At 66.7% G+C, this 22,323-nt stretch carries 24 protein-coding genes; 5 read left to right on the top strand and 19 right to left on the bottom strand.

What is annotated here, in order from left to right:
- Positions 1-10 precede the first annotated feature (10 nt).
- From queC to MKP08_RS14320, 6 genes are all read right to left on the bottom strand, one after another.
- The gene (queC, locus tag MKP08_RS02945) at positions 11-712 is read right to left on the bottom strand and encodes a 7-cyano-7-deazaguanine synthase QueC (protein WP_241554813.1); all 702 of its coding nucleotides are present in this window, start codon (positions 710-712) and stop codon (positions 11-13) included.
- A gap of 52 nt (positions 713-764) precedes the next feature.
- Positions 765-1,199 carry a hypothetical protein gene (locus tag MKP08_RS02950; protein ID WP_241554814.1) on the bottom strand — a complete coding sequence of 145 codons (435 nt, stop codon included), beginning with the start codon at positions 1,197-1,199 and terminating at the stop codon, positions 765-767.
- 83 nt (positions 1,200-1,282) lie between these two features.
- Entirely contained in the window at positions 1,283-2,200 is a 918-nt protein-coding gene (locus MKP08_RS02955) for an Hsp33 family molecular chaperone HslO (RefSeq protein WP_241554815.1), read from the bottom strand.
- Between the two features lie 58 nt (positions 2,201-2,258).
- Complete coding sequence (argF, locus tag MKP08_RS02960) at positions 2,259-3,191, bottom strand: ornithine carbamoyltransferase (RefSeq protein ID WP_241554816.1); 933 nt, start codon at positions 3,189-3,191, stop codon at positions 2,259-2,261.
- Positions 3,188-4,381 (bottom strand): aspartate aminotransferase family protein, encoded by a 1,194-nt coding sequence (locus MKP08_RS02965; protein ID WP_241554817.1) that lies wholly within the window; start codon positions 4,379-4,381, stop codon positions 3,188-3,190. Before MKP08_RS02965 ends, argF begins: the two co-directional genes overlap by 4 nt.
- 118 nt (positions 4,382-4,499) lie before the next feature.
- Positions 4,500-5,288, bottom strand: a complete 789-nt coding sequence (locus MKP08_RS14320) for a cold-shock protein (RefSeq protein ID WP_306300113.1) — start codon at positions 5,286-5,288, stop codon at positions 4,500-4,502.
- A gap of 271 nt (positions 5,289-5,559) precedes the next feature.
- Between MKP08_RS14320 and MKP08_RS02980 the strand changes: the two genes are divergently transcribed.
- From MKP08_RS02980 to MKP08_RS02995, 4 genes are read left to right on the top strand one after another with little or no spacing between them, the layout of a single operon-like run.
- Positions 5,560-6,354: a TerC family protein gene (locus MKP08_RS02980; protein WP_241554818.1), complete on the top strand. Its 795-nt coding sequence runs from the start codon at positions 5,560-5,562 to the stop codon at positions 6,352-6,354.
- Positions 6,355-6,361: 7 nt separating this feature from the next.
- Positions 6,362-6,760 carry a hypothetical protein gene (locus MKP08_RS02985; RefSeq protein WP_241554819.1) on the top strand — a complete coding sequence of 133 codons (399 nt, stop codon included), beginning with the start codon at positions 6,362-6,364 and terminating at the stop codon, positions 6,758-6,760.
- A 7-nt stretch (positions 6,761-6,767) separates the two neighbouring features.
- Positions 6,768-7,715, top strand: a complete 948-nt coding sequence (locus tag MKP08_RS02990; protein ID WP_241554820.1) for a sterol desaturase family protein — start codon at positions 6,768-6,770, stop codon at positions 7,713-7,715.
- Between the two features lie 42 nt (positions 7,716-7,757).
- Complete coding sequence (locus MKP08_RS02995; protein ID WP_241554821.1) at positions 7,758-9,347, top strand: GMC family oxidoreductase; 1,590 nt, start codon at positions 7,758-7,760, stop codon at positions 9,345-9,347.
- Positions 9,348-9,506: 159 nt separating this feature from the next.
- On the opposite strand, the gene MKP08_RS03000 is transcribed toward MKP08_RS02995, so the two are convergent.
- From MKP08_RS03000 to MKP08_RS03055, 12 genes are all read right to left on the bottom strand, one after another.
- Positions 9,507-10,871 (bottom strand): ammonium transporter, encoded by a 1,365-nt coding sequence (locus MKP08_RS03000; RefSeq protein ID WP_241554822.1) that lies wholly within the window; start codon positions 10,869-10,871, stop codon positions 9,507-9,509.
- Positions 10,872-10,893: 22 nt separating this feature from the next.
- Positions 10,894-11,232: a P-II family nitrogen regulator gene (locus MKP08_RS03005; RefSeq protein WP_215229508.1), complete on the bottom strand. Its 339-nt coding sequence runs from the start codon at positions 11,230-11,232 to the stop codon at positions 10,894-10,896.
- Positions 11,233-11,395: 163 nt separating this feature from the next.
- Entirely contained in the window at positions 11,396-12,091 is a 696-nt protein-coding gene (locus MKP08_RS03010; RefSeq protein WP_215229507.1) for an endonuclease/exonuclease/phosphatase family protein, read from the bottom strand.
- A 4-nt stretch (positions 12,092-12,095) separates the two neighbouring features.
- Positions 12,096-12,653 (bottom strand): pyridoxamine 5'-phosphate oxidase family protein, encoded by a 558-nt coding sequence (locus MKP08_RS03015; RefSeq protein WP_241554823.1) that lies wholly within the window; start codon positions 12,651-12,653, stop codon positions 12,096-12,098.
- A gap of 31 nt (positions 12,654-12,684) precedes the next feature.
- On the bottom strand, positions 12,685-14,253 hold the full coding sequence (locus tag MKP08_RS03020) for a peptide chain release factor 3 (protein WP_241554824.1): 1,569 nt from the start codon (positions 14,251-14,253) through the stop codon (positions 12,685-12,687).
- A 14-nt stretch (positions 14,254-14,267) separates the two neighbouring features.
- A complete protein-coding gene (locus MKP08_RS03025; protein WP_241554825.1) occupies positions 14,268-15,020 on the bottom strand; it encodes an SDR family NAD(P)-dependent oxidoreductase in 753 nt (250 codons plus the stop codon).
- 4 nt (positions 15,021-15,024) lie between these two features.
- On the bottom strand, positions 15,025-17,442 hold the full coding sequence (pheT, locus tag MKP08_RS03030) for a phenylalanine--tRNA ligase subunit beta (protein WP_241554826.1): 2,418 nt from the start codon (positions 17,440-17,442) through the stop codon (positions 15,025-15,027).
- The gene (gene pheS / locus MKP08_RS03035) at positions 17,439-18,554 is read right to left on the bottom strand and encodes a phenylalanine--tRNA ligase subunit alpha (RefSeq protein ID WP_241554827.1); all 1,116 of its coding nucleotides are present in this window, start codon (positions 18,552-18,554) and stop codon (positions 17,439-17,441) included. The genes pheT and pheS overlap by 4 nt, the downstream gene beginning before the upstream one ends.
- A 139-nt stretch (positions 18,555-18,693) precedes the next feature.
- Positions 18,694-19,053 carry a 50S ribosomal protein L20 gene (rplT, locus tag MKP08_RS03040; RefSeq protein WP_215229501.1) on the bottom strand — a complete coding sequence of 120 codons (360 nt, stop codon included), beginning with the start codon at positions 19,051-19,053 and terminating at the stop codon, positions 18,694-18,696.
- A 51-nt stretch (positions 19,054-19,104) separates the two neighbouring features.
- Complete coding sequence (rpmI, locus tag MKP08_RS03045) at positions 19,105-19,308, bottom strand: 50S ribosomal protein L35 (protein WP_215229500.1); 204 nt, start codon at positions 19,306-19,308, stop codon at positions 19,105-19,107.
- Positions 19,309-19,447: 139 nt separating this feature from the next.
- Complete coding sequence (locus MKP08_RS03050; protein WP_241554828.1) at positions 19,448-19,855, bottom strand: gamma-glutamylcyclotransferase; 408 nt, start codon at positions 19,853-19,855, stop codon at positions 19,448-19,450.
- Between the two features lie 16 nt (positions 19,856-19,871).
- Positions 19,872-20,636: an SDR family NAD(P)-dependent oxidoreductase gene (locus tag MKP08_RS03055; RefSeq protein WP_241554829.1), complete on the bottom strand. Its 765-nt coding sequence runs from the start codon at positions 20,634-20,636 to the stop codon at positions 19,872-19,874.
- Positions 20,637-20,753: 117 nt separating this feature from the next.
- Here MKP08_RS03055 and MKP08_RS03060 point away from each other — a divergent pair, with 117 nt between their 5' ends.
- Positions 20,754-21,503, top strand: a complete 750-nt coding sequence (locus MKP08_RS03060) for an SDR family NAD(P)-dependent oxidoreductase (RefSeq protein WP_241554830.1) — start codon at positions 20,754-20,756, stop codon at positions 21,501-21,503.
- Here MKP08_RS03060 and MKP08_RS03065 read toward each other — a convergent pair whose 3' ends face one another.
- Positions 21,504-22,322 carry an inositol monophosphatase family protein gene (locus MKP08_RS03065; RefSeq protein WP_241554831.1) on the bottom strand — a complete coding sequence of 273 codons (819 nt, stop codon included), beginning with the start codon at positions 22,320-22,322 and terminating at the stop codon, positions 21,504-21,506.
- Position 22,323 lies beyond the last annotated feature (1 nt).

Consider the following 22,323-nt stretch of genomic DNA (forward strand, 5'->3'; position numbering starts at 1 on the left):
CGTTCTCTCCCTAGGCCGGCGGTATGTCGTAGGGATACCGCAGCCCATCCTCCAGACCCGCTTCCGCGAACCCCTTGCGCCGAAGTCGGCAACTATCGCAAGCGCCACATGGCAATCCGTCCGCACGCGGATCGTAACACGACCAGCTCATCCCCGTATCGAGGCCGAGCCGGTCGGCCTCCCGCGCGATGTCCGCCTTTGACATGTACTGCAGTGGCGCGTGAATGACGATCGGGCCGTCCTCCACCCCGATCTTCGTGCCCAGGCTGGCTGTGTGGGCGAAACTGGTGATGAATTCGGGTCGGCAATCGGGATAGCCCGAATAGTCGAGCGCGTTGACACCGATGAAAATGTCGCGCGCTCCGCCGCTTTCGGCGAAGGCGGTGGTCAGCGACAGGAATACGAGATTGCGCGCCGGGACATAGGTGACCGGAATGGCTTCTCCCACCCCTTCTTTTGGCACATCGACATCGTCGGTCAGCGCCGAACCACCGAACTTGCGCAGGTCGAGTGCCAGTTCGACATGACGGGCCGCGCCCAGCTCCGCGGCGATCCGGCGCGCGGCATCCAGTTCGCGGCGGTGCCGCTGACCATAATCGATGGTGAGCGCATGAAGCGCGAAGCCCTGCTCGCGCGCGAGCGCGGCGGACACCATGGAATCCAGTCCCCCGGAAAGGAGAACGACGGCAACGGGTTCGCCAGTTTCAGCCATCGGGCCGGGCTAGCCGAAGTCCTGACGCGGCCCAAGCCCGATCTGCGTTCGTTCAGCAGCCGCCGGTGCGGCGCGCCTCCACGGAGAACGAGAAAGGCTGACCGTTGCTCATGCCTTCCGATGTAAGCTGCACGAGAGTGGAGCTTTCGCGCCGGATGGTGGTGAGGCCGTATCCCGACTTGCTGCAGCTGTACTGCACCGCGACCCGGCTCGGCCCGTCTTCGATGAGATAGCTTTTGCACGGCCCGTTGGAGCGGTGCCGCAGCCGAATGAGCTCGGTCCCCGAACGCAGGCAGATCCTGCTTGTCGCTTTGGTTTCCCGGTCGCGCACTTCCCACATGCCGCTCTGCAGCGGCTGGAGCTTGCCGAGTTCGGGCGCAGCGGCCCGAACCGGGCTGACCAGAGCCAGCGCGGCGATGGTCACGCCGATCGCGCCGCTGCGCAGCCGGACTGAGGATCGCGTCGATGTCGTCCCGGTGCGAAGCATCGCGGGTCCCCCTTCATGGTGTCGATAATGGTGGATGGTGTGGTTCATCAGAGAGCCTATCACCGATAGGTGTCGATTCGGTTTCATGCCGCCACGGAAAAGATCTTGCTGCAGAATGCGCAGTCGACCGGAATGTTTCCGCTTTCGTCACGCATGTCGCGCAAGTCTTCTTCGGGAAACCGGGCGAGCACCGTGCGGTAGTAATCCTGCGAACAGCGGCAGCCGCGCACGATCCGCGGCCCCAGCGTGGTTCGTACCGCGTCCTCTTCGTGGAACAGACGCCAGAGCAGCGCCTCCAGCGAAATCTCGGGATCGAGCAGTTCCTCGTGCCGTACACTGCCGGCCATGACCGACACGTGCTCCCAGTGCGGGTGCTCCTGCCGCGCCTCAATGCGCTCGCGCCCTTCCTCGCCATCGGCCATGTGCTGGATCAGCAAGCCCGCGCCCGAACAGCCATCCGGGCCGGAACGCACCGCGATGCGAATCTGGGTGGGGACTTGTTCCGACTGGAGAAAATAGCTCTCGCACGCTTCGGCGAGCGAATCGGCTTCCAGCGGAACAATCCCCTGATAGCGCCCGCGCCCATCAGCCATGTCGAACGTGATCGCGAGATAACCGCCGGCGAACAGCGCGGGGAGGCCGGGGTTCGCCCCCAGCGAGGCCAACCGCTCGCGATCGAAATCGACATAGCCGCGCAGTTCGCCGCCACGATAATCGCAAACGAGTAGCTTCACCACGCCGCCATCGGTCTGCGCCTGCATGGTCATCTGCCCTTCGTCGCGCTTGACGAGGGCACCGATGAGCGTCGCGATCACGAGCGCTTCGGCCAGGAGATGCTTGATCGCCGGCGGGTAGTCGTGCGCGGCAAGCACGGTGTCGAGCACTTCGTCGAGACGCACCACTCGCCCGCGCACGTCGCGCGCAGGAATGGAGAACGCCATCAGGCGATCCGAATAGGTCTCCTCCTGGGAGATGGTCTGCGACGCGGGATTTTCGGGCATGACCCGAATATGGGAATTTTCGCGCCGCAGAGAAGACCCCGCGGTCCGCAGCTACCCTTCAGAGCAGGCCGAATGCCCACAGCAGGACGGATTTTTGCGCGTGGATGCGGTTTTCCGCCTCGTCGAAGACCAAAGATGCCGGGCCCCCGAACACGCCCTCGGTCACTTCGTCGCCGATATGGGCGGGCAGGCAGTGGAGAAAGCGCGCGTCCGGCTTTGCCCGCGCCATCAGGTCGGCATCGACGCGGTACGGCGCCATCGCCGCCAGCTTCTCCTCGGCATGGGCCTGACCCATGGATATCCAGGTATCAGTCACCACGATATCGGCCCCGTCGGCGGCGGCGCCTGCATCCTGCGTCAAGGTGACGGTCGAGCCTGCGGCCCGGGCCATCTCGACGAATTCGCGCTCCGGCTTGTAGCCCGCGGGCGTCGCGACGCGGACGTTGAAACGCATCAGGCCCGCCGCCTCCAGGATTGAATGGAGCACGTTGTTGCCATCCCCGAACCAGGCGAGTTCGAGGCCGGGCAGGCTCTTGCCGTTCTCCACGATGGTCAGCAGGTCGGCCACGATCTGGCACGGATGCGATCGATCGGTGAGGCCATTGATCACCGGCACCGTGGCGTGGCGCGCCATATCCTCGATCTTCGCGTGATCGTCGGTCCGGATCATGATCGCATCGACCATCCGGCTGAGCACCCGCGCGGTATCGGCGATCGATTCGCCCCGCCCCAGCTGCATCGAGCCCGATTCCATCACCATCGCGCTGCCGCCCAGCTGGCGGATCGCCATGTCGAAGCTGGCGCGGGTTCGGGTCGAGCTTTTCTCGAAAATCATCGCCAGCACGCGGCCTGCGAGCGGCGCATCCGAATCGCACCGCCCCTTCGGCCAGTCGGCGCGGGCCCGCTTGCGGTCGATCGCATCGGCCAGCATGGCCGCGATCGCATCCCCGCCGGCATCGGACAGGTCGAGGAAATGGCGCCGCGCGGTCATCCCGCGGCACCCGGGTCGTAGTCGGCCGCACCCGCCGAGAGCTTTTCGAAGAACTCGTCGATCTCAGCATCGCCGACGACCAACGGCGGCAGCACGCGCAGCGTCTGGTCGCCTGCCGCCACCGTCAACAGCTGGTGCTTGTCGCGCAGGTGCTGGAAAAACGGACGGCTTTCCACCTTCATCCGCACGCCCAGCATCAGCCCGGCGCCGCGAACGCAGTCGAACAGGTCCGGATAATTGCCGATGAACTGGTCCAGCCGGGTACGGATGCGTTCGCCCTTCGCACGCACGTCAGCGAGGAAATCGGGATCGGTCACGACCTCCATCACCGCACTGCCCGCCGCCATGGCGAGCGGGTTGCCACCATAGGTCGAACCGTGGCTGCCGAAGCCCATGCCGCGCGCCGCTTTCTCGGTCGCAAGGCACGCGCCGAGCGGGAAGCCGCCGCCGATCCCCTTCGCACTTGCCATCACGTCGGGCTCCACCCCATACATTTCGTATGCGTAGAGGTGTCCGGTGCGCGCCACCCCGCACTGCACCTCGTCGAACACCAGCATCAGGTCCTGCTCGTCGCAGATCGCCCGCAGCCCCTCGATGAATTCCTGGCTCGCGGGGCGGATGCCGCCTTCACCCTGGATCGGTTCGACCAGGAAGCCCGCGGTCTTCGGGCCGACCATCGCTTTGGCCGCCGCGAGGTCGTCGAACTCGCAATACTGGAAACCGGGCAGCAGGGGCATGAAGCCCTTGTGCATCTTCTCCTGGTTGGAAGCGCTGATCGTCGCCATCGTGCGACCGTGGAAGGCGCTGGTGAAAGTGATCAGCTCGGTCCGGTTCGAATCGCCATCTTCATGCTGGTGATAGGCGCGCGCCGTCTTGATCGCGCATTCGACCGCTTCCGCACCCGAATTGGTGAAGAACACCGTATCGGCGAAGGTGTGATCGACCAGCGTCTGCGCCAGCCGCTCCCCCTGCGGGCTGCCGTAGAGGTTCGAAACGTGCATCAGCGTTTCGGCCTGCTGCTGGATCGCCCCGATCAGTCCGGGATGCGAATGGCCCAGAAGGTTGACCGCGATGCCGCTGGCGAAATCGAGATAGCGCGTCCCGTCCTCGTCGATCAGGTGGCAGTTATCGCCGCGCACGGGGCGGACGTCGCAGCGCGGATAGACGGGCATGAGGGGGGAAATGGCCATGGCGTACCTCTGATGATCGGAAAGCGAAACGACAAATGGCGACCCTTGCGGGCCGCCATCTGGTGTTCTCTAGGTGCCTGTCCACATGCGGTCAAACCGGTGCGGCAAAGGCGCGGGGTCAGTCCTGAACGGGGACGAGATTGACCGCCGAATGCTTGCCTCGTCGGTCGACCTCGAGATCGAACTGGTAACGTTCGCCCTCGTTGATCTGGCCGAGGCCGGACCGTTCCACCGCGCTGATGTGCACGAATGCGTCGGGCTGACCGTCGTCGCGCACGAGGAAGCCGAAGCCCTTCATCGAGTTGAAGAACTTGACCGTGCCGGTCGCCTTCTCACCCGTCAGCTCGCGCCGGGGCGCGCCTGCGCCGGCATCGTCGCGCCGCGCACCGCCGGGGCCGCCACGCGATTCGACCGGGATCACGTCGCCCACGACCTGCAGGTCCTGCGCCGAGATCTTACCGCCGCGATCGACGAGGTTGAATTCCAGCTCCTGCCCTTCGGCCAGGCCTTCCAGCCCGGCGCGCTCCACGGCGCTGATGTGGACGAAGATATCTTCCCCGCCGCCATCCTGCTGGATGAAACCGAAACCCTTCTGGCCGTTGAAGAACTTCACCGTCCCCTTGCCGGTGCCGACGACCTGCGCGGGCATGCGGTTGAAACCGCCGCCACCGCCGCCACCGCCGCCGCCACGCGGGCCGCCGCCAAAACCGCCGCGCCCGCCGCCGCCGGAACGATCGCCGTAGCCGCCGCCACCACCGCCGCTGCCGCCGCGGTCATCGAAACCGCCACGGTCGCCGAACCGGTCGCCGCCGCCGAAATTGCCCCCACCCTGAAACGGATCGAAGCCGTCTTCGCCGAAACCATCGCGCTTGTCGCGCCCACGACGACGCCCTCTATCGTAACCCATAATCCTGTCAGTACCCTGGTCTTCTGCAACCGCCTCTCAAACCGGGCCCGGCAAGGCGAGACGGCCCCTTGCCGGACAAACTTGCAGGGTCGAACGCGAGCGAAACTGCATACCCCCGTTAGTTTTCGCGATGGGTCATAGCGCGATTCCGGGTCGAGCGCGAACAATTTAAGGTGGTATTTCAGGAAAGCGCATAATCCTGCGCTGCGGCGAAACTATCTTGCTTTCGACACTCTTGCCGCTTTGGACCGGTTTGGCCAAAGATGCGCGGATGGATATCCTTTCGCTTCTTTCCGATCCCGCCGCATGGGCAGCGCTCCTGACCCTGATTGCGCTGGAAGTCGTGCTCGGCATCGACAACCTCATTTTCATAGCGATCCTGTCGAACAAGCTTCCGCCGGAGCAACAGGAAAAGGCGCGAAAAATCGGGCTTTTGCTGGCGCTCGTCATGCGTATCGGTCTGCTGCTGCTGATCGGTTGGCTGGTGACGTTGCAGACCCCTCTGTTCGATCTGGGCCTGTCGGGCAGCCCGAACGCCTATGGCGAGCCGAGCTTTGAGACGGCGTTTTCCGGTCGCGACCTGATCCTGCTCGCGGGCGGGTTGTTCCTACTGGGGAAGGCCACGCGCGAAATCCATCACAATATGGAGCCGCATGCCCCCGATCGCGACATGCGCCACGGCCCGGCGACGCAGGCGACCCTCACCTTCGGTTCCGCCATCGTCCAGATCATCGCGCTCGACATGGTGTTCTCGATCGATTCGATTCTCACTGCCGTCGGCATGACCGACGAGATACCCATCATGGTGACCGCGGTGGTGATCACCGTGGGTATCATGCTGTTCGCGGCCAATCCGCTGGCGCGTTTCATCGAACACAACCCCACGCTGGTGATGCTCGCGCTGGCTTTCCTGGTGATGATCGGGCTGGTGCTGATCGCCGACGGCTTCGGGTTCCATGTTCCCAAGGGCTATATCTACGCCGCCATGGGCTTCTCCGTCGCGGTCGAACTGCTGAACATGTTCCAGCGCCGCCGCAGCGCCTCCGGCGCGAGCGGAGAGGGGTGATCGTGCGATGGGCGACATGCTGCTCCAGGCAGGTCTGTCGCTGGCGGCGATCCTCGCCCTGTTCGGCATCGCCGCATGGCTCGGCCTGGGCCGGGGTACGCGGATAGCGGATGCGGCCCACGCGAAGGCGCTGGCGCAGGAGGCGGATGGCGGCTTCGAACCGGTCGATGCGCTGGTCGGGCCCGACGGGCGCACCGCGCTGGTGCGGGGGGATGACGACCGGTTCATCGCGATCAAGGTCCACGGGGCGCATTTCGCCGCTCGGCCGATATCGCGCGAGGCGATCGCGATCGGGCGCGACGGAACGCTGGCTATCGCGAGCGGCGATCGCCTTTTCGGCAGGCTCGCGATCGCCCTGCGCCAACCCCCGCCGGATTGGCTGACCCGCGCACAGCGGGTGGATTGACGCCGCGATGCCCGAATTCAGCCCCATCAACTACGCCATTCCGGCCTTCGTGCTGCTGGTGCTGGCCGAGATGGTGTGGGCGCGTTTGCGCCGGCCCGCGGCCTACGAGCCGCGCGATACGCTGACCTCGCTCGGCATCGGGCTCGGCAGCACGGTCATCGGCGCGATCACCGGCATCGCCACGCTGGCGCTGTTCCTGTGGCTCTACCAGTTCCGGCTGTTCGATTTCGGCGCGCGGTGGTGGCTGGTGTGGTGGGCCTGGCCGATCTGTTTCGTGGCGGACGATTTCGCCTATTACTGGGCGCATCGGCTGGGGCACCGGGTGCGCTGGTTCTGGGCGGCACACGTCAACCACCATTCCAGCCAGCACTACAATCTCAGCACCGCCCTGCGGCAGAGCTGGACCGGCTTCTTCGCGATGGGTTTCATCTTCACGATGCCGCTCGTCCTGCTGGGTTTCCACCCCGCGATGATCGCGATCTGCCACGGCTTCAATCTGATCTATCAGTTCTGGATTCATACCGAGGCGATCGGGCGGATGCCGCGCTGGTTCGAGGCGGTGATGAACACGCCGAGCCATCACCGCGTCCACCACGCGACCAATCCACGCTATCTCGACCGCAATTTCGCGGGCGTCTTCATCGTGTGGGACAAGGGGTTCGGCACGTTCGAGCCCGAGCGCGACGACGAACCGATCCGCTACGGCATCGTGAAGCAGCTCGGCACTTTTCATTTCCTGTGGAGCGTATTCCACGAATGGATCGGCATGGGCCGCGACATCGCCCGCGCGCCGTGGCGGTACAAGCTGTCCTACCTGCTGCGCGAACCGGGCTGGAGCCATGACGATAGCCGGGAAACCTCCGACATGATCCGAGCGCGCTGGGCGCGGCGGAGCGGCCAGCCGCGCCCGCGAGAGGACCGGCCCGAACCTCCACGCGAAAGGCGATTGTCGTAACCACGGCCCCTGCCTAGTCTTTCCGCCGAGGAGAGGTAGTTCATGGATCAATACGATTACATCGTGATCGGCGGCGGCAGCGCGGGCAGCGCGGTGACCGGTCGGCTGACGCAGGATGGAACGCGGCAGGTCTGCCTGATCGAGGCGGGCGGGCGCAACGATACGCTGGCGGTGAAGACGCCGGGCCTGATGCCCTTCATCGGGAAGCGGCAGAACTATCGCTACGAGACCGTCCCGCAGAAGGGGCTGAACGGGCGACGGGGCTACCAGCCGCGCGGGCGCGGGCTGGGGGGATCCTCCGCGATCAACGCCATGCTCTACCTGCGCGGCCATCCATGGGATTACGACAACTGGGCCGCCATGGGCTGCACCGGCTGGAGCTGGGACGAGGTGCTGCCATGGTTCCGCAAGTCGGAAGCGAACGAGCGCGGCGCGAGCGAATGGCACGGCGCAGGCGGCCCGCTGTTCGTGTCCGACCAGCGCTCGGTCAATCCCGCCAGCGCCGCCTTCGTCGAAGCGGCCGCGTCGCTGCAATTACCGCTGAACGAGGATTTCAACGGTGCCCGGCAGGAAGGCTTCGGCACGTTCCAGGTGACTCAGCACAAGGGCGAGCGCTGGAGCGCGGGGCGCGCCTTCGTGGAGCCGGTGCTCGACCAGCCCAATGTCCACTTGCGAACCAACACGCTGGTGGAGCGCCTGCAGATCGAGGGCAATTGCGTGACCGGCGTGGTGGTGCGCAAGGGGCGCGGGCACCAGACGCTGATCGCGCGGCGCGGGGTGATCCTGTCCGCCGGCGCGTTCAACTCGCCCCAGATCATGATGCTGTCCGGCATCGGGCCGGGCGGGCACTTGCGCGAGCATGGCATCCAGGTGGTGCAGGACCGGCCTGATGTGGGTGCCAATCTGCAGGACCACGTCGATTACGTGTCGAGCTGGCAGACCACAAGCGACGTGCCGGTCGGCGATTCGCTGGCCGGGATGCTGCGCACGGCGAAGGCGCTGGTCCAGCATCGCCGCAGCCGCAGTGGGCCGATGACCACGCCCTATGCCGAAACCGGCGGCTTCCTGAAGCTGCGCGACGGTGCGCCTGCGCCCGACATGCAATGGCATTTCGTGCCTGCCATGCTGGAGGATCACGGACGTACCCGTGTGAAGGGGCACGGCTTCTCGCTCCACGCCTGCGTCCTGCGGCCCGCGAGCCGGGGCACCGTGCGGCTCGCCTCTCCCGACGCGGCGGAAGGGCCCGCGATCGATCCGAACTTCCTGGGCGATCCGGCCGATATCGCCCTGCTGCGCGACGGCGTGCGCCTGTCGCAGCGGATCGGGGGAACCCCTGCCCTGCAGGCCTTCGGCCCGACTGACCGCTATCCCGTCGATCCGTCGGACGAGGCCGCGCTGGACCAGCTGATCCGCGACCGCGCGGACACGATCTATCACCCGGTCGGCACCTGCCGCATGGGCGGCGACGCGGACAGCGTGGTCGATCCGACGCTGAAAGCGCGCGGGCTGGAACGGCTGTGGATCGCCGATGCCTCGATCATGCCCAGGATCGTGGGCGGCAACACCAACGCCCCGTGCATCATGATCGGAGAGCGCTGCGCCGATTTCGTGCAGGCCGCCGAGCGCGCCTAAGCCGGGGGCTTTCGCGGCTATCTCTCATGCGCGCACAAAAAAGGGCCGGAGCACTTGGCCCCGGCCCTTGCAAGGTGGCTTGTTCGCAGGAGGAACATGGTTTGGCGGGGCCGGGGCCCGGGAGAGGAGAGAGAGGCCCCGGCCCCGCCAATTCGGTAATCAGTTGTAGGCGCGCTCTCCGTGTTCGCCGATGTCGAGACCTTCGACTTCGACCTCTTCGGAGACCCGCAGGCCGGTCAGCGCCTTGACGATGAAGCCGATGATCAGCGTACCGACGGCGGCCCACACAATGGCGACGATCACGGCGATAATCTGCGTCATCACCTGTCCGCCCATCGAATAGTCCGCCGGATCGCCCGGCCCGCCCAGCGCGGGGCTGTAGACGATACCGGTGCCGATCGCGCCGACGATGCCGGCCACGCCGTGGATGCCGAACACGTCCAGCGCGTCGTCATATCCCAGCTTCGGCTTGAGCTTGGCGACAGCGAAGAACGCCACGGCGGAGGCGATGAAGCCCAGCACGATGGCACCGAACGGGCCGCTGTTGCCCGCCGCCGGCGTGACCGCGACGAGACCGGCGATGATGCCCGAGCACCAGCCGAGCGCGGAGCCCTTGTGCCCGGAGAACTTCTCCATCAGCATCCAGCCCAGGCCCGCCGCCGCGGTGGCGACGAAGGTGTTGATCATCGCCAGGCCGGCGGTTCCGTCCGCCTCCAGCTCCGACCCGGCGTTGAAGCCGAACCAGCCCACCCACAGCAGCCCGGTGCCGACCATGGTCAGCGTCAGGCTGTGCGGCGGCATCGGCTCCGCCGGATAGCCCCGGCGCTTGCCCAGCAGCATGGAGAGCACCAGGGCCGAGACACCGGCGTTGATGTGCACCACGGTGCCCCCGGCGAAATCGAGCGCGCCCATGTCGAACAGCAGCCCGCCTTCGGCCCAGACCATGTGGGCGATGGGGAAATAGACGACCGTGAGCCAGATGATCCCGAACAGCATGACGGCCGAGAACTTCAGCCGCTCCACCGTCGCGCCGAGGATCAGCGCGAGCGTGATCGCCGCGAAGGTCATCTGGAAGCTCGCGAACACGTATTCGCTGATGACTTCGTCGCTGAACGTGGCGGCGGTGCTGTCGGAGGTGACGCCGCTGAGGAAGTATTTGCCCCAGCTGAAGAAGGCGTTCCCCTCCGGCCCGAACGCGGTGCCGTAGCCCCACATCACCCAGACGAGCATGGCGAGCGCGGTCGCGCCCCCGATCTGCGTCATGGTCGAAAGCATGTTCTTGGACCGGGTGAGGCCGCCATAGAACAGCGCCAGACCCGGCAGGATCATCATCAGGACGAGGATGGTCGACGTCATCATCCAGGCGTTGTTGCCCGGATTGGGAACGGCGGCGGCGGTTTCGGCGGTGGCCGCCGCGATCGGCGAGCCAGCGACCGCGTCTGCCGTTTCCTGAGCGAAGGCGGCGGTGGCGGCGAGCCCGGTAACGAGCGCTGCGCCGGAGCCGCGTAGGAGTGTACGGATCATTGTCTGTTGTCCCCCTCGGATATCAGAGTGCGGTATCGCCGGTCTCGCCGGTGCGGATGCGGGTGGCGCTGGCGAGATCGAGCACGAAGATCTTGCCGTCGCCGATGGATTCCGTCCCGGCGGTCTGCTGGATCGTTTCCACGACCTTGTCGGCGAGATCGTCCGCGGCGGCGATTTCGAGCTTCACCTTGGGCAGCATGTTGGTCGAGTATTCGGCCCCGCGGTAAATCTCGGTCTGCCCCTTCTGGCGGCCGAAGCCCTTGACCTCGGTTACGGTCATGCCCGCGACGCCGATCCCGCCGAGTGCTTCGCGCACCTCGTCGAGCTTGAACGGCTTGATGACGGCAATGATGAATTTCATGCGTCCCCCTCATGCACTGAATAGCCGGACCCGTTTCCGGCTTCCGACTACGGCAGCAAAAGCCGTGCCAGTGCAGAGGAAAGGCGCTATTTCAATGTACTGAGGGTTACGGGCCAGGAGGCATCGCCTGCCCTGTTGGTTAGAAATTAGGCAGCGCCTAATATTAGGGCAGCTCTAGGGCTGCCCAGATCGGTAGATGGTCGGAGGCGCGGGTTGCCAGCGCACTGTGGTGGACGCCCTGCTCTACGATGCGCCAGCTCTTCGACACCACCATGCGATCGAAACGCGCGATCGGACGCACACCGGGATAGCTGCGCCCCGGGGACAGTGCGCGCCATTGCGGGCCGAATTCGTCCATCGCCCCGGCGGAGCTGCGCCACTGGTTGAAATCGCCCATCAACACTTCGGGGCAGGCGGGGGTGGCGGCCTCCATATGGCCGAGCAGGTGGCGGACCTGGCTGCGCCGCCGCAGGCCCGACAAATCAAGATGCGTGCCGACGATGCGAAAGAGATGGCCCTCGTGCTCCAAATCCGCGCACACGGCCCCGCGCGGCTCCAGCGTCGGCATGTCGAGCGGCTCGCAATGGGCGATGGTCATCGATCGGCGCACGAGCAGCGCGTTGCCGTGCCACCCGATCGACCGGGGCCGCCGCGCGATCGGTACGACCTTCCACGGCGTATCGTCCAGCGCGGCGCGCGGCAGCACCGTCTCGCGCTCGCCCAGCCGCTCGTCCGCCTCCTGCAGGGCGATGACGTCGGCATTCAGCTCGCGCAGGACCGCGATGATCCGCGCCGGGTCGCGGCGCCTGTCGGTGCCGACCGCCTTGTGGATGTTGTAGCTGGCAAGCTTCAGCCGCACGCGCCTATTCGCCGGCGATATAGCGGTCGGTCGGGCGGGCCGGCAGCCCGTCAATGCTGACGGTTCGCTGCGCCATCTTGGCCGCCCATTTCACCGGATCGGCCTGCGCGTGGTATTTGTGCAGCGTGCCGCGCTCGCGCTCGAGCGTCATCAGCGGCACGCCCCAGCCGCAGCTGGTCTGCACGCTCTCCACTGCAATATCGAAGATCTGCCGCGTGCCGGGCATCAGCTCGAAATGCGCCGCCAGGTCCACCCACTCCGCATCGGCGGGCAGCACCGGCCGACCCCGGCCGTAGATGCGCAGGATCAGCGCAGGCTGTTCGAAATTGCAGAACATCACCGTGATCCGCCCGTCGGCGAGCAGATGCGCGTTGGTCTCGTTCCCCGATCCGCCCAGGTCGAGATAGGCAACCCGGTCGGGTGCCAGCACGCGAAACGCATCGTAGCCCTTGGGGCTCAGATTGATGCGCGCATCGGGGGCTGCGGTGGCGACGAAGAAGACCGGCTGGCGCACGATCATCGCCATGTGGTCGTCGGTCAGCGTGTCGGTGAAATCGGCCATTGCGCCATGCTAGGTCCGAACGCGCCGCCTGTCACCGCTCCTTGGTGGCGGAAAACGACAGCTCGGTGTGCTTTTCCGCCTGGTAGCTCACGTCCCACGGGCTTTTGGCGAGGAACACCAGATCGCCGTCGCGGTCGCGGGCGAGATTGGCGCGGTTGAAACTCTCGAATTCGTCGAGCGGCTTACCCTCGCCCTTCACCCAGCGGGCGGTGGCGAAGGGCGCGGGCTCCAGCGCGGCCTCGACCTTGTATTCCGCTTCCAGCCGGCTGATCAGCACTTCCAGCTGCAACTGGCCGACCACGCCGACGATGTGCTGCGCGCCGATCTCCGGGTAGAAGACCTGGATCACGCCCTCTTCCGACAGATCGTCCAGCGCCTTGCGCAACTGCTTGGTCTTGGTCGGGTCCCGCAGCTGGACGCGCCGCAGGATTTCGGGCGCGAAATTCGGCAGGCCGGTGAAGCGCACGTCGTTCTTCTCGGACAGCGTATCGCCCACGCGCAACGTGCCGTGATTGGGGATGCCGATGATGTCGCCGGGCAGCGCGGTGTCGGCGATCTCGCGGTCCTGCGCGAAGAACAGGATTGGCGAATGCACCGCGATCGGCTTGCCGAGGCCCGACGGCGTCAGCTTCATGCCACGTTTGAAGGTGCCCGAAACCTGCCGCATGAACGCGATCCGGTCACGGTGGTTCGGGTCCATGTTGGCCTGCACCTTGAAGATGAAGCCGGTGACCTCGTCGCGGGCCGGCGAAATCTCGCCCTCGTCGGCGGGCTGGGGCCGCGGATCGGGCGCGTATTTCGCGATCGCGTCGATGATGGCGTCCACCCCGAACTGCTTCAACGCGCTGCCGAAATAGACCGGGGTCAGGTCGCCGTTGCGATAGGCCTCGAAATCGAAATCGGGATAGCCCTCGCGCGCCAGCAGCCCCTCTTCCGCAACGCGCGCGACCCCGTCTGCAGACAGGTGCTCCGCCAGCTTCGGGTCTTCGGGGCCGTCGAAGGACAGGCTCTTGCCGCGAAATTCCTTCGCATCGCCTTCGGGCAGTTGCAGCTCGTCCCGCTCGAAATCGTACACCCCTTCAAACAGGCCGCCCATACCGACCGGCCAGCTCATCGGCGCGGTGTCGAGCGCCAGCTTCTCCGCGATCTCGTCGAGCAGTTCGAAGGCGTCGCGCCCCTCGCGGTCGATCTTGTTGACCAGCGTGATGATCGGCACGGAGCGCAGGCGGCAGACCTCGAACAGCTTCAATGTCTGCGGCTCGATACCCGCCGCCGCGTCCAGCACCATGATCGCCGAATCGACCGCGGTCAGCGTGCGATAGGTGTCTTCGGAGAAATCCTCGTGCCCCGGCGTGTCGAGCAGGTTGAAGGTGATGCCGTTGCGTTCGAAGGTCATCACGCTGGAGGTGACCGAGATGCCACGCTGTTGCTCGATCTTCATCCAGTCGGACCGCGCGCGCCGCGCCTGCCCCCGCGCCTTGACCTCACCCGCGAGATGGATCGCGCCGCCTTTCAGCAGCAGTTTCTCGGTCAGCGTGGTCTTGCCCGCGTCGGGGTGCGAGATGATCGCGAAGGTGCGGCGGGGATTGGCATCGGACATGCTGGGTTCTCGGATCAGTGGTTCTCGCGCGCCACCCGGAAGCCCGCGAAATCCTGGTTCACCGGCATCAGCTCGAGGCGGTTGATATTAAGATGCGGCGGCAGCTCGGCGATCCAGCGGATCGTGTTCGCGATATCCTCGCCCGTCATCGGATCGACCCCGGCATAGAGCTCGTCCGACGCCTCCTGGCTGCCGGTGCGTACCTTGGTGAATTCGGTCTCTACCATGCCCGGCTCGATGCTGGTCACGCGCACGCCGGTGCCGTGGAGATCGGCGCGCAACGCCAGCGTGAAGTGGTTCACGAACGCCTTGCTGCCGGCATAGACGTTGCCGCCGGGATAGATGTAGCTGCCCGCGACCGAGCCGATCGAGATGATCGCGCCCTTACGCTCGATCAGGCCCGGCAGCAGCTTGCGCGTCAGCGTCACCAGCGCGGTGACATTGGTGTCGATCATCGTCTGCCAGTCGTCGAGATTGGACTCCTGCGCGGGCGAAAGGCCCTGCGCCAGGCCGGCATTGTTCACCAGCAGATCGATCCCGGCGAAGGCATCGGGCAGCGCGGCGAGCGCTGCATCCATCGCGTCGGTATCGCGCACGTCGAACACCGCTGCGTGGACCTTGTCCGCGCCTAGTTCCTCTACCAGCGCATCGAGCCGCTCCTTGCGCCGCCCGGTCGCGACACAGCGCCAGCCGCTGGCGACCAGCGCGCGCACGGTGGCCTCGCCGATCCCGGCGGTGGCTCCGGTAACGAAAGCGGTCCTGCTCATCGGTCTATCCTCTCAGCTCCGCGCCCTGCTTCGCCGCGGCGGCGACGATGCGGTCGGAGATCGCCTTGATCTGTTCTTCGGTGAAGCTTTTCTCGCCCGGTTGCAGCACGACCTCGATCGCGACCGACTTGCTGCCCTCGGGCACGCCCTGCCCGGCGAAGACGTCGAACACGCGCGCGTCGGCGATCGCCTGCTTTTCCGCCCCGCGCACCGCGCGCAGCAGATCGCCTGCGGCAAGCTCCTCGGGGACGAGGAAGGCGAAGTCGCGCGTGATCGCCTGCAGGGCAGGCGGGCTGAAGGCGCTGCGGGCGAAGCTCGGCTCGCCCTTCTTGGCCGGCAGCGCGTCGAGGAAAATCTCGACCGCGACCACTGGGCCGTCGATGTCGAACGCCTTCAGCGTTGCGGGATGCAGCGCGCCGAAGCGGGCGAGCACGTTCTTGGGGCCGAGCCGCAGCGTCGCCGACTGGCCGGGATGGAACTGCGCGCCAGCGCCGTCCATCACCATCAGCCTGTCCACCGGCGCGCCCGCAGCGGCCAGCAGCGCCTCGGCCTCCGCCTTGGCATCGAAGGCGTTGAAACCGGTCGCCTTGCCGGTCGCCCAACCGCGCGGGGTGCGATCACCAGCCAGCAGCACGCCGAGCGTCGGCCTCTCGTCGCTCATGCCGTTCTCGCCGCGAAGGTAGCGGCGGCCGATCTCGAACAGCCGCGTAGCGTCCGCCCCACGATCGGCATTGCGCTTGGCCGCGCCGATCAGGCCGGGCAACAGCGAGGGGCGCATGGCCTTCATGTCCTCGCTGATCGGGTTTTCGAGGACCCAAAGGTCCGAGCCGTCAGTAGCGAACTGTTCCGCTTGCGGCACCGGAAGGAAGGACCAGGTCACCGCCTCGTTCAGTCCGCGACCCGCGGCGGCGCGGCGCAGGCGGCGCTCGAGCAATTGCTGCCGCGTGGCGGTGGGCGTCGCTACGCCCCAGTCCTTTCGATTGTTTGGGCGCGGCAGCGCCACGCTTTCCACCCGGTCGAGCCCATGGATGCGCACGACCTCCTCGACCAGATCGGCCGGGCCCTCGATATCGTGGCGCCGCGCGGGCGCGACGACGGTCCAGGTGCGCGCGTTCTGCGTCACTTCGAAATCGAGACTGCGCAGGATTCGCGCCTGCTCCTCGCGCTCGACGGTGACACCGCCCAGTTGCGTGGTGAGGTCGGGATTGAAATTGAGCACGGTGCCGCCGACCGGCGGCTCGCCCGCGCGCACCACCTCGCTCGCCTCGCCGCCGCAGATGCGGAGCACGAGGTCGGTCAGGATCGCGAGCCCGTCGTCGAGGAAGGCGGGATCGACCCCGCGTTCGAACCGGGTGCGCGCATCGCTGGCGAGGCCGAGCTTGCGCCCCGTCACCCCGATCCGCGCGGGATCGAAATAGGCGATCTCAAGCAGCACGTCGGTGGTACCTTCGGTGACACCCGAATGCTCGCCGCCCATGATCCCGGCGATGTCGTGGACCTGGGCTTCGTCCGCGATCACCGTCATGGTGTCGTCGAGCGTGTAGGTCTTCTCGTTCAGCGCCTCGACGCTCTCGCCGTCCCGCGCCCGGCGCGCGGTCATCGCGCCCGAGAGCTTCGCGAGGTCGTAGGCATGCGCGGGCCGCCCGAAGGCGAGCATCAGGTAATTGGTGATGTCGACGATCGCGCTGATCGGGCGCTGGCCCGCCGCGATGAGGCGGCGCTGCATCCATTCGGGGCTGGCGCCGTTCGACACGCCGCGGACTACGCGGCCGTAGAAGGCGGGGCAGCCCTCCGGATCGTGGGTGCGGATTTCGACCGGGCACGCGCCCTGCGCCGCAATTTCGGGCACCGCGAACGGCTTGAACGTGCCGAGCCCCGCCGCGGCGAGGTCGCGCGCGATCCCCATCACGCCCATGCAATCGGGCCGGTTGGCGGTAATGGCGACGTCGATCACCGGCGAGGCGGCGTGGTAGTCCGCGAAGCTCGTGCCCACCGGCGCGTCCTCGGGCAGCTCGATGATGCCCTCATGCGCGTCGCCCAGCTCCAGCTCGCGCACCGAGCACATCATGCCGTTGGATTCGACGCCGCGGATCGCGCTCTTGCGTAGTTGCATGCCGTTCGACGGGACCACCGCGCCGGGCAGGCCGAGTACGCCCTTCATGCCCGAGCGCGCATTGGGCGCGCCGCACACGACGGTCAGCGGATCGCCTTCGCCGGTCGAAACCTCCAGCACCTGCAGCTTGTCGGCATCGGGATGCGGCTTTGCGGTCAGCACCTCGGCAACGCGGAAGCCGGCGAGCTTCTGCGCCGGGTCCTCGATCCCCTCGACCTCGTGGCCGATGCGGTTGAGCGCGTCGGCAACCTCCCCGACCGTGGCATCGGTTTCGAGGAAATATTTCAGCCATTCGAGCGAGAACTTCATGCCCCTACTCCCACCGGCGCGCCCACGCCGCCCGACAGGGTCGGCTGGTCGACTGCGCCGAAGCCGTAGTGCGACAGCCAGCGGGCATCCCCGTCGAAGAAGGCGCGCAAATCGTTCATCCCGTATTTGAGCATGGCGAGGCGGTCGATCCCGCAGCCGAAGGCGAAGCCCGAGTAACGCTCAGGATCGACGCCCGCGAATTCCAGCACGCGGCGGTTGACCATGCCGCTGCCGAGCAGTTCCATCCACGCATGGCCCGGCGCATCGCCGTCGCCGCCGACCACGCGGCGTCCACCCTCGGTGGCGTAGCCGACATCGACCTCGACGCTCGGCTCGGTGAAAGGGAAATAGCTGGGGCGCAGGCGCAGAACGATGTCGTCGCGCTCGAAGAACGCCTTGAGGAAGGTCTCGAGCGTCCATTTGAGATGGCCGAGATGGATGCCCTCGTCGATCACCAGCCCTTCCACCTGGTGGAACATCGGCGTGTGCGTCGCGTCGCTGTCGGAGCGATAGGTGCGGCCCGGCGCGATGATGCGCAACGGCGCGCCGTGATCCTGCATTGATCGGATCTGCACCGGCGACGTATGTGTGCGCAGCAGCATCTGGTAGCCGTCCGCGTTCCGATCGGGGAAATAGAACGTGTCGTGCGCCGCGCGCGCGGGATGCGTTTCCGCCATGTTGAGTGCGGTGAAATTGTGCCAGTCGGTCTCGATTTCCGGACCGGTGGCGACCGCGAAGCCGAGATCGGCGAAGATTTCGGCCAGCTCGTCCATCACTTGGGCGACCGGGTGGACCGTCCCGCGCGGGGCTTGCGGCGCGGGCAGCGTCAGGTCGAGCCGCTCGCTCGCCAGCCGTTCCTCCAGAGCCGCCGCCTCTAGCGCGGCCTTGCGGTCCTCCACCGCCTCGGCGACGCGGGCGCGCAGGCCCTGAATGCGCGGGGCTTCGCTCTGGCGCTCTTCCGGGCTCATCTTGCCCAGCGTCTTCATCAGCTGGCTGATCCAGCCCTGCTTGCCCAGCGCCTCGACGCGGATTGCCTCGACGGCGTCGACGCCATCGGCGGCGTGCAGCCGCTCCAGCGTGTCGGTGACCTGTTGTTCTTGTTCGGTGCTCATCGTCGGTGCCGATTAAGGGGGACAAAGAAAAAGCGCCACCCCCGCATGGGCGGGAATGGCGCTTCCTGAAATCAAAGCGTCGTCAGGTCAGGCCGGAAGCGCCCTTCGACAGGCTCAGGACAGGCGACGCCCGGCCAGCTTACGCAGGCAGCGCGTCCTTGGCCTGCTTGACGATGTGGCTAAACGCCGCACCTTCGTTCATCGCCAGATCTGCCATGACCTTGCGGTCGAGCTCGATCCCGGCAAGCTTCACGCCGTGCATGAACTGCGAATAGGTCAGGCCTTCGGCGCGGACCGCGGCGTTGATCCGCTGGATCCACAGCGCGCGGAAGCTGCGCTTCTTAACCTTGCGGTCGCGATAGGCGTACTGGCCGGCCTTCTCGACCGCCTGGCGCGCGACGCGAATGGTGTTCTTGCGACGACCGCGATAGCCCTTGGCCTGGTCGAGCAGCCGCTTGTGCTTCTGGCGCGTGGTGACGCCGCGTTTGATGCGAGGCATAGTATATCCTTCCTAAATCGGTGCGGCCGGGCATTCGCCCGACCCGCCAAATCAATTCAAACCGTAGGGCGCCCATTTCTTGACGTGCGCGACGTCGGCGTCCGACAGCACGCTGGTGCCGCGGTTCTGGCGGATATACTTCGCATTGTGGCTCATCAGGCGGTGGCGCTTGCCCGCGACACCATGCTTGACCTTGCCGGTGGCGGTGAATTTGAAGCGTTTCTTCACACCGCTCTTGGTCTTCAGCTTGGGCATTTTCATCTCCTGTCGAGAAGTTTCGATAATCAGGGACACATCCGATCCGCCCTGGCAGCCCTAACAGCCAGGCCGATCATCCGATTCATGTGTCGGTGAGGTGGGCGCACATAGCGCCTGCCGCGCAGATTGCAAGGCTTCAGCCGCCGTAGGGCCGCCGTCCGCTCTCGTCCAGCCAGCGGGCGAAATCGCCGTGCTCGATCCGCTCCAGCCCCTCGACCGGACCGCGCCAGCAATAGGCGCCCGCCGGAATCGCGGGGCCACCGGGCGCCGAGACCTGGATCGAGCGGCGATCGTAATCCTCGCCCGCCCGTTCGAAGATATCGATCGTCGCCATCACCTGCGGCTCCACCTCGTGCACCATGCCGCGCACCGGCCCGGCGGCGGGGTCGGGCACAAAGGCGGGGAACGGGCCCTCCGCATCCTCCACCACATAGAGCCGGCCCGTGGCGACAGCCGGAAAGCCATCGTCGATCTTGTCGGCCAGCCGCCGCGCCGCGCCTTGCGCGATATCGCCCAGCAGGACGCCGTAGAGAAACAGCCGCATCGTTCCGGTCCCCCGATCAGTGCTCGTAGATCATCTTCACCGTCATGCCGCCATCGACATTGACGTGCTGCCCGGTGACGAAGCCTGCCCCCGCGAGATATTCGATGGCCTCCGCGATATCCTGCGGGCGGCCGACGCGGCCCGCGGGGTGTTGCTCCCGGTCCTTCGCGCGGTGGTTCGGGTCCTCGCGCTCGGCTTCCTTCTGCCAGTCGCGCGTCTCGATCCAGCCGGGGCGAATCGCGTTGACGCGAATGTCGGGGCCAAGCGAGACCGCCATGGCATGGGTCAGCGCGTCGACCCCGCCCTTCGCCGCGGCATAGGCAAAGCTTTCGGGTTCGCTCATCACCGCGCGGGTGCTGGAGATATTGACGATGCTGGCCCCTTCCGCGCGGCGCAGTAGCTTGACCGCCGCGCGGCTGCACAGGAACGCGCCGGTCAGGCTCGCATCGATCCACGCCTGCCATTTGTCGAGCGCGAGGCCCTCCAGCGGCCCGGCATAAGGATCGGCGATCCCCGCATTGTTGACCAGGCAGGTGAGCGGCGCATCGCCCAGCCACTCGCCGATCGCGGCGAACGCCTGCTCCACCTCGTCCTCCACCCCGACGTCGCATTCAAGCGTCAGGCAGTCGCTCGCGGGGAGCAGCCCGGCCAGCTCCGCCAGCGCCGCGCCATCCTTATCCAGCGCGGCGACGCGCCAGCCCAGGCCGTGGAAGTGCAGCGCGCTCGCGCGCCCGATCCCGGCGCCGCCGCCGGTGATCACTATCGATTTGCGTTCGCTCATGTCCGGTCAACGCCCCACGTCCATCCCTGTGCCGAAGTGCCGAGCCAATCGGCGGAACGCGCGGGCCGGAGCGGGATTTGAACCGCGTACCCCCGCTCATTCGAAAGGAACCACCCCATGCCCCGCTTCACGAACCGCGCCGTCCTCGTCACCGGCGGCACCTCGGGCATCGGCAAGGAAACCGCGCGGCAATTGCTGGCGGAGGGCGCGCGCGTGCTGCTGACCGGGCACAGCCCCGACCATATCGAGCAGACGCGCAAGGACATGCCCGAAGCGACCGTGATCGCCAACGACGTCACCGCCGATGGCGCGATCGACGAATTGCTGACGGCGATCGACGAGTTCGCGCCCGACGGCCTCGACGGCGTATTCCTCAACGCAGGCTACGGCGCGTTTCGCGACATGGCGGAGGTGGATGGCGAGCATCTCGACCGGCATTACCAGGTCGATCTGCGCGCCCCGATCCTGCAGGCGCAGGCGCTGGGCGACAGGCTGAAGGATGGCGGCAAGATGCTGCTGATCGGATCGGGCACCGTGGGCGGCGGGCGGGCCGACACCATGGTCTATTCGGCGATGAAGGCGGGCATCCGCCAAGCTGCGCGTTCGCTCGCCACGCATTACGCGAAGCGCAAAATCAACGTGAACGTGGTCACCCCGGGCCTGACCAATTCCAACTTCCACGACCGCGGCGGCATGGGCGAGGAAGAGCAGAAGCAATACAAGGAAAAGGTCGCCGGCATGGTCCCGCTCGGCCGGGTGGGCGAGCCCGATGACGTGGCGAAGGCGGCGCTGTTCCTCCTGTCCGACGATGCGAACTACATTACCGGCACCGAACTGCGCGTCGATGGCGGGCTGACCATGGCCTGATCAGTCGTGGTCGTGGTGGTGGTGCGCGGACGCCGCGCCCATCGCCTCCAGCACGTCCTCCAGCCGCGCCGGATCGCCCAGCGCCAGCACCGTACCGTCGCTGTCGGCGTCGAGCGGATGACCCTGCCAGTCGCTCATGGTGCCGCCCGCGCCCTCCACAATGGGGACTAGCGCGGCATAATCGTAGAGCTGCAAGCCCGCCTCGCACACGATGTCGAGATGGCCGGAGGCGAGCAGGCCGTAATTGTAGCAGTCGCCGCCATAGACGATCAGGCCCTGCTTGCGATTGCGCCCGACCTCGCTGGCGAGCGCCATATAGCCTTCCGCATGGTCTGGCCCGAAATAATGCGGACTGCTGGTCGCCAGCATCGCGCCGTCCAGCGCGCGGCAGGACCGGGTGGTGACGGGCGCGCCGTTGAAGGTGGTCGGCTGGCCGATCAGCCCGGCCCAGCGCTCGCGCGCCACCGGCTGGTCGATCACGCCCAGCACCGGCCACCCGTCCTGCACCAGCGCGATCAGCGTGCCGAAGATCGGGCGACCAGCCATGAAGCTGATCGTACCGTCGATCGGATCGAGCACCCATTGCCGACCCGCGCTCTCGTTATGCGTGCCGTATTCCTCGCCGATGATCCCGTCGTCGGGCCGCTCCGCCTCGATCAGCTGGCGCATCGCCGCCTCCGCAGCGCGGTCCGCCTCCGTCACGGGGGAGGCATCGCCCTTGCGATCGTCCGCCCAGTCGCCGCGGAACAGCGGGCGGATCGCCGCACCTGCCGCATCGGCCAGCCGCTGGGCGAAGGCGAGATCGGCGGCGCTGGCCATC

Source organism: Erythrobacter sp. LQ02-29 (genome assembly GCF_022576075.2).
GTDB lineage: Bacteria > Pseudomonadota > Alphaproteobacteria > Sphingomonadales > Sphingomonadaceae > Alteriqipengyuania.

What these genes read in the sequence shown, in the direction of transcription:
- MKP08_RS02965 (WP_241554817.1), bottom strand. Translation starts at nt 4,381, where the DNA reads ATGGCCATTTCCCCCCTCATGCCCGTCTATCCGCGCTGCGACGTCCGC.
- MKP08_RS03015 (WP_241554823.1), bottom strand. Translation starts at nt 12,653, where the DNA reads ATGGCCGATTTCACCGACACGCTGACCGACGACCACATGGCGATGATC.
- MKP08_RS03000 (WP_241554822.1), bottom strand. Translation starts at nt 10,871, where the DNA reads ATGATCCGTACACTCCTACGCGGCTCCGGCGCAGCGCTCGTTACCGGG.
- MKP08_RS02995 (WP_241554821.1), top strand. Translation starts at nt 7,758, where the DNA reads ATGGATCAATACGATTACATCGTGATCGGCGGCGGCAGCGCGGGCAGC.
- rplT (WP_215229501.1), bottom strand. Translation starts at nt 19,053, where the DNA reads ATGCCTCGCATCAAACGCGGCGTCACCACGCGCCAGAAGCACAAGCGG.
- MKP08_RS03005 (WP_215229508.1), bottom strand. Translation starts at nt 11,232, where the DNA reads ATGAAATTCATCATTGCCGTCATCAAGCCGTTCAAGCTCGACGAGGTG.
- MKP08_RS02980 (WP_241554818.1), top strand. Translation starts at nt 5,560, where the DNA reads ATGGATATCCTTTCGCTTCTTTCCGATCCCGCCGCATGGGCAGCGCTC.
- MKP08_RS14320 (WP_306300113.1), bottom strand. Translation starts at nt 5,288, where the DNA reads ATGGGTTACGATAGAGGGCGTCGTCGTGGGCGCGACAAGCGCGATGGT.
- pheT (WP_241554826.1), bottom strand. Translation starts at nt 17,442, where the DNA reads ATGAAGTTCTCGCTCGAATGGCTGAAATATTTCCTCGAAACCGATGCC.
- pheS (WP_241554827.1), bottom strand. Translation starts at nt 18,554, where the DNA reads ATGAGCACCGAACAAGAACAACAGGTCACCGACACGCTGGAGCGGCTG.
- queC (WP_241554813.1), bottom strand. Translation starts at nt 712, where the DNA reads ATGGCTGAAACTGGCGAACCCGTTGCCGTCGTTCTCCTTTCCGGGGGA.
- MKP08_RS03055 (WP_241554829.1), bottom strand. Translation starts at nt 20,636, where the DNA reads ATGAGCGAACGCAAATCGATAGTGATCACCGGCGGCGGCGCCGGGATC.
- rpmI (WP_215229500.1), bottom strand. Translation starts at nt 19,308, where the DNA reads ATGCCCAAGCTGAAGACCAAGAGCGGTGTGAAGAAACGCTTCAAATTC.
- MKP08_RS02985 (WP_241554819.1), top strand. Translation starts at nt 6,362, where the DNA reads ATGGGCGACATGCTGCTCCAGGCAGGTCTGTCGCTGGCGGCGATCCTC.
- MKP08_RS03060 (WP_241554830.1), top strand. Translation starts at nt 20,754, where the DNA reads ATGCCCCGCTTCACGAACCGCGCCGTCCTCGTCACCGGCGGCACCTCG.
- MKP08_RS03020 (WP_241554824.1), bottom strand. Translation starts at nt 14,253, where the DNA reads ATGTCCGATGCCAATCCCCGCCGCACCTTCGCGATCATCTCGCACCCC.
- MKP08_RS03065 (WP_241554831.1), bottom strand. Translation starts at nt 22,322, where the DNA reads ATGGCCAGCGCCGCCGATCTCGCCTTCGCCCAGCGGCTGGCCGATGCG.
- MKP08_RS03050 (WP_241554828.1), bottom strand. Translation starts at nt 19,855, where the DNA reads ATGCGGCTGTTTCTCTACGGCGTCCTGCTGGGCGATATCGCGCAAGGC.
- MKP08_RS02950 (WP_241554814.1), bottom strand. Translation starts at nt 1,199, where the DNA reads ATGCTTCGCACCGGGACGACATCGACGCGATCCTCAGTCCGGCTGCGC.
- argF (WP_241554816.1), bottom strand. Translation starts at nt 3,191, where the DNA reads ATGACCGCGCGGCGCCATTTCCTCGACCTGTCCGATGCCGGCGGGGAT.
- MKP08_RS02990 (WP_241554820.1), top strand. Translation starts at nt 6,768, where the DNA reads ATGCCCGAATTCAGCCCCATCAACTACGCCATTCCGGCCTTCGTGCTG.
- MKP08_RS03025 (WP_241554825.1), bottom strand. Translation starts at nt 15,020, where the DNA reads ATGAGCAGGACCGCTTTCGTTACCGGAGCCACCGCCGGGATCGGCGAG.
- MKP08_RS02955 (WP_241554815.1), bottom strand. Translation starts at nt 2,200, where the DNA reads ATGCCCGAAAATCCCGCGTCGCAGACCATCTCCCAGGAGGAGACCTAT.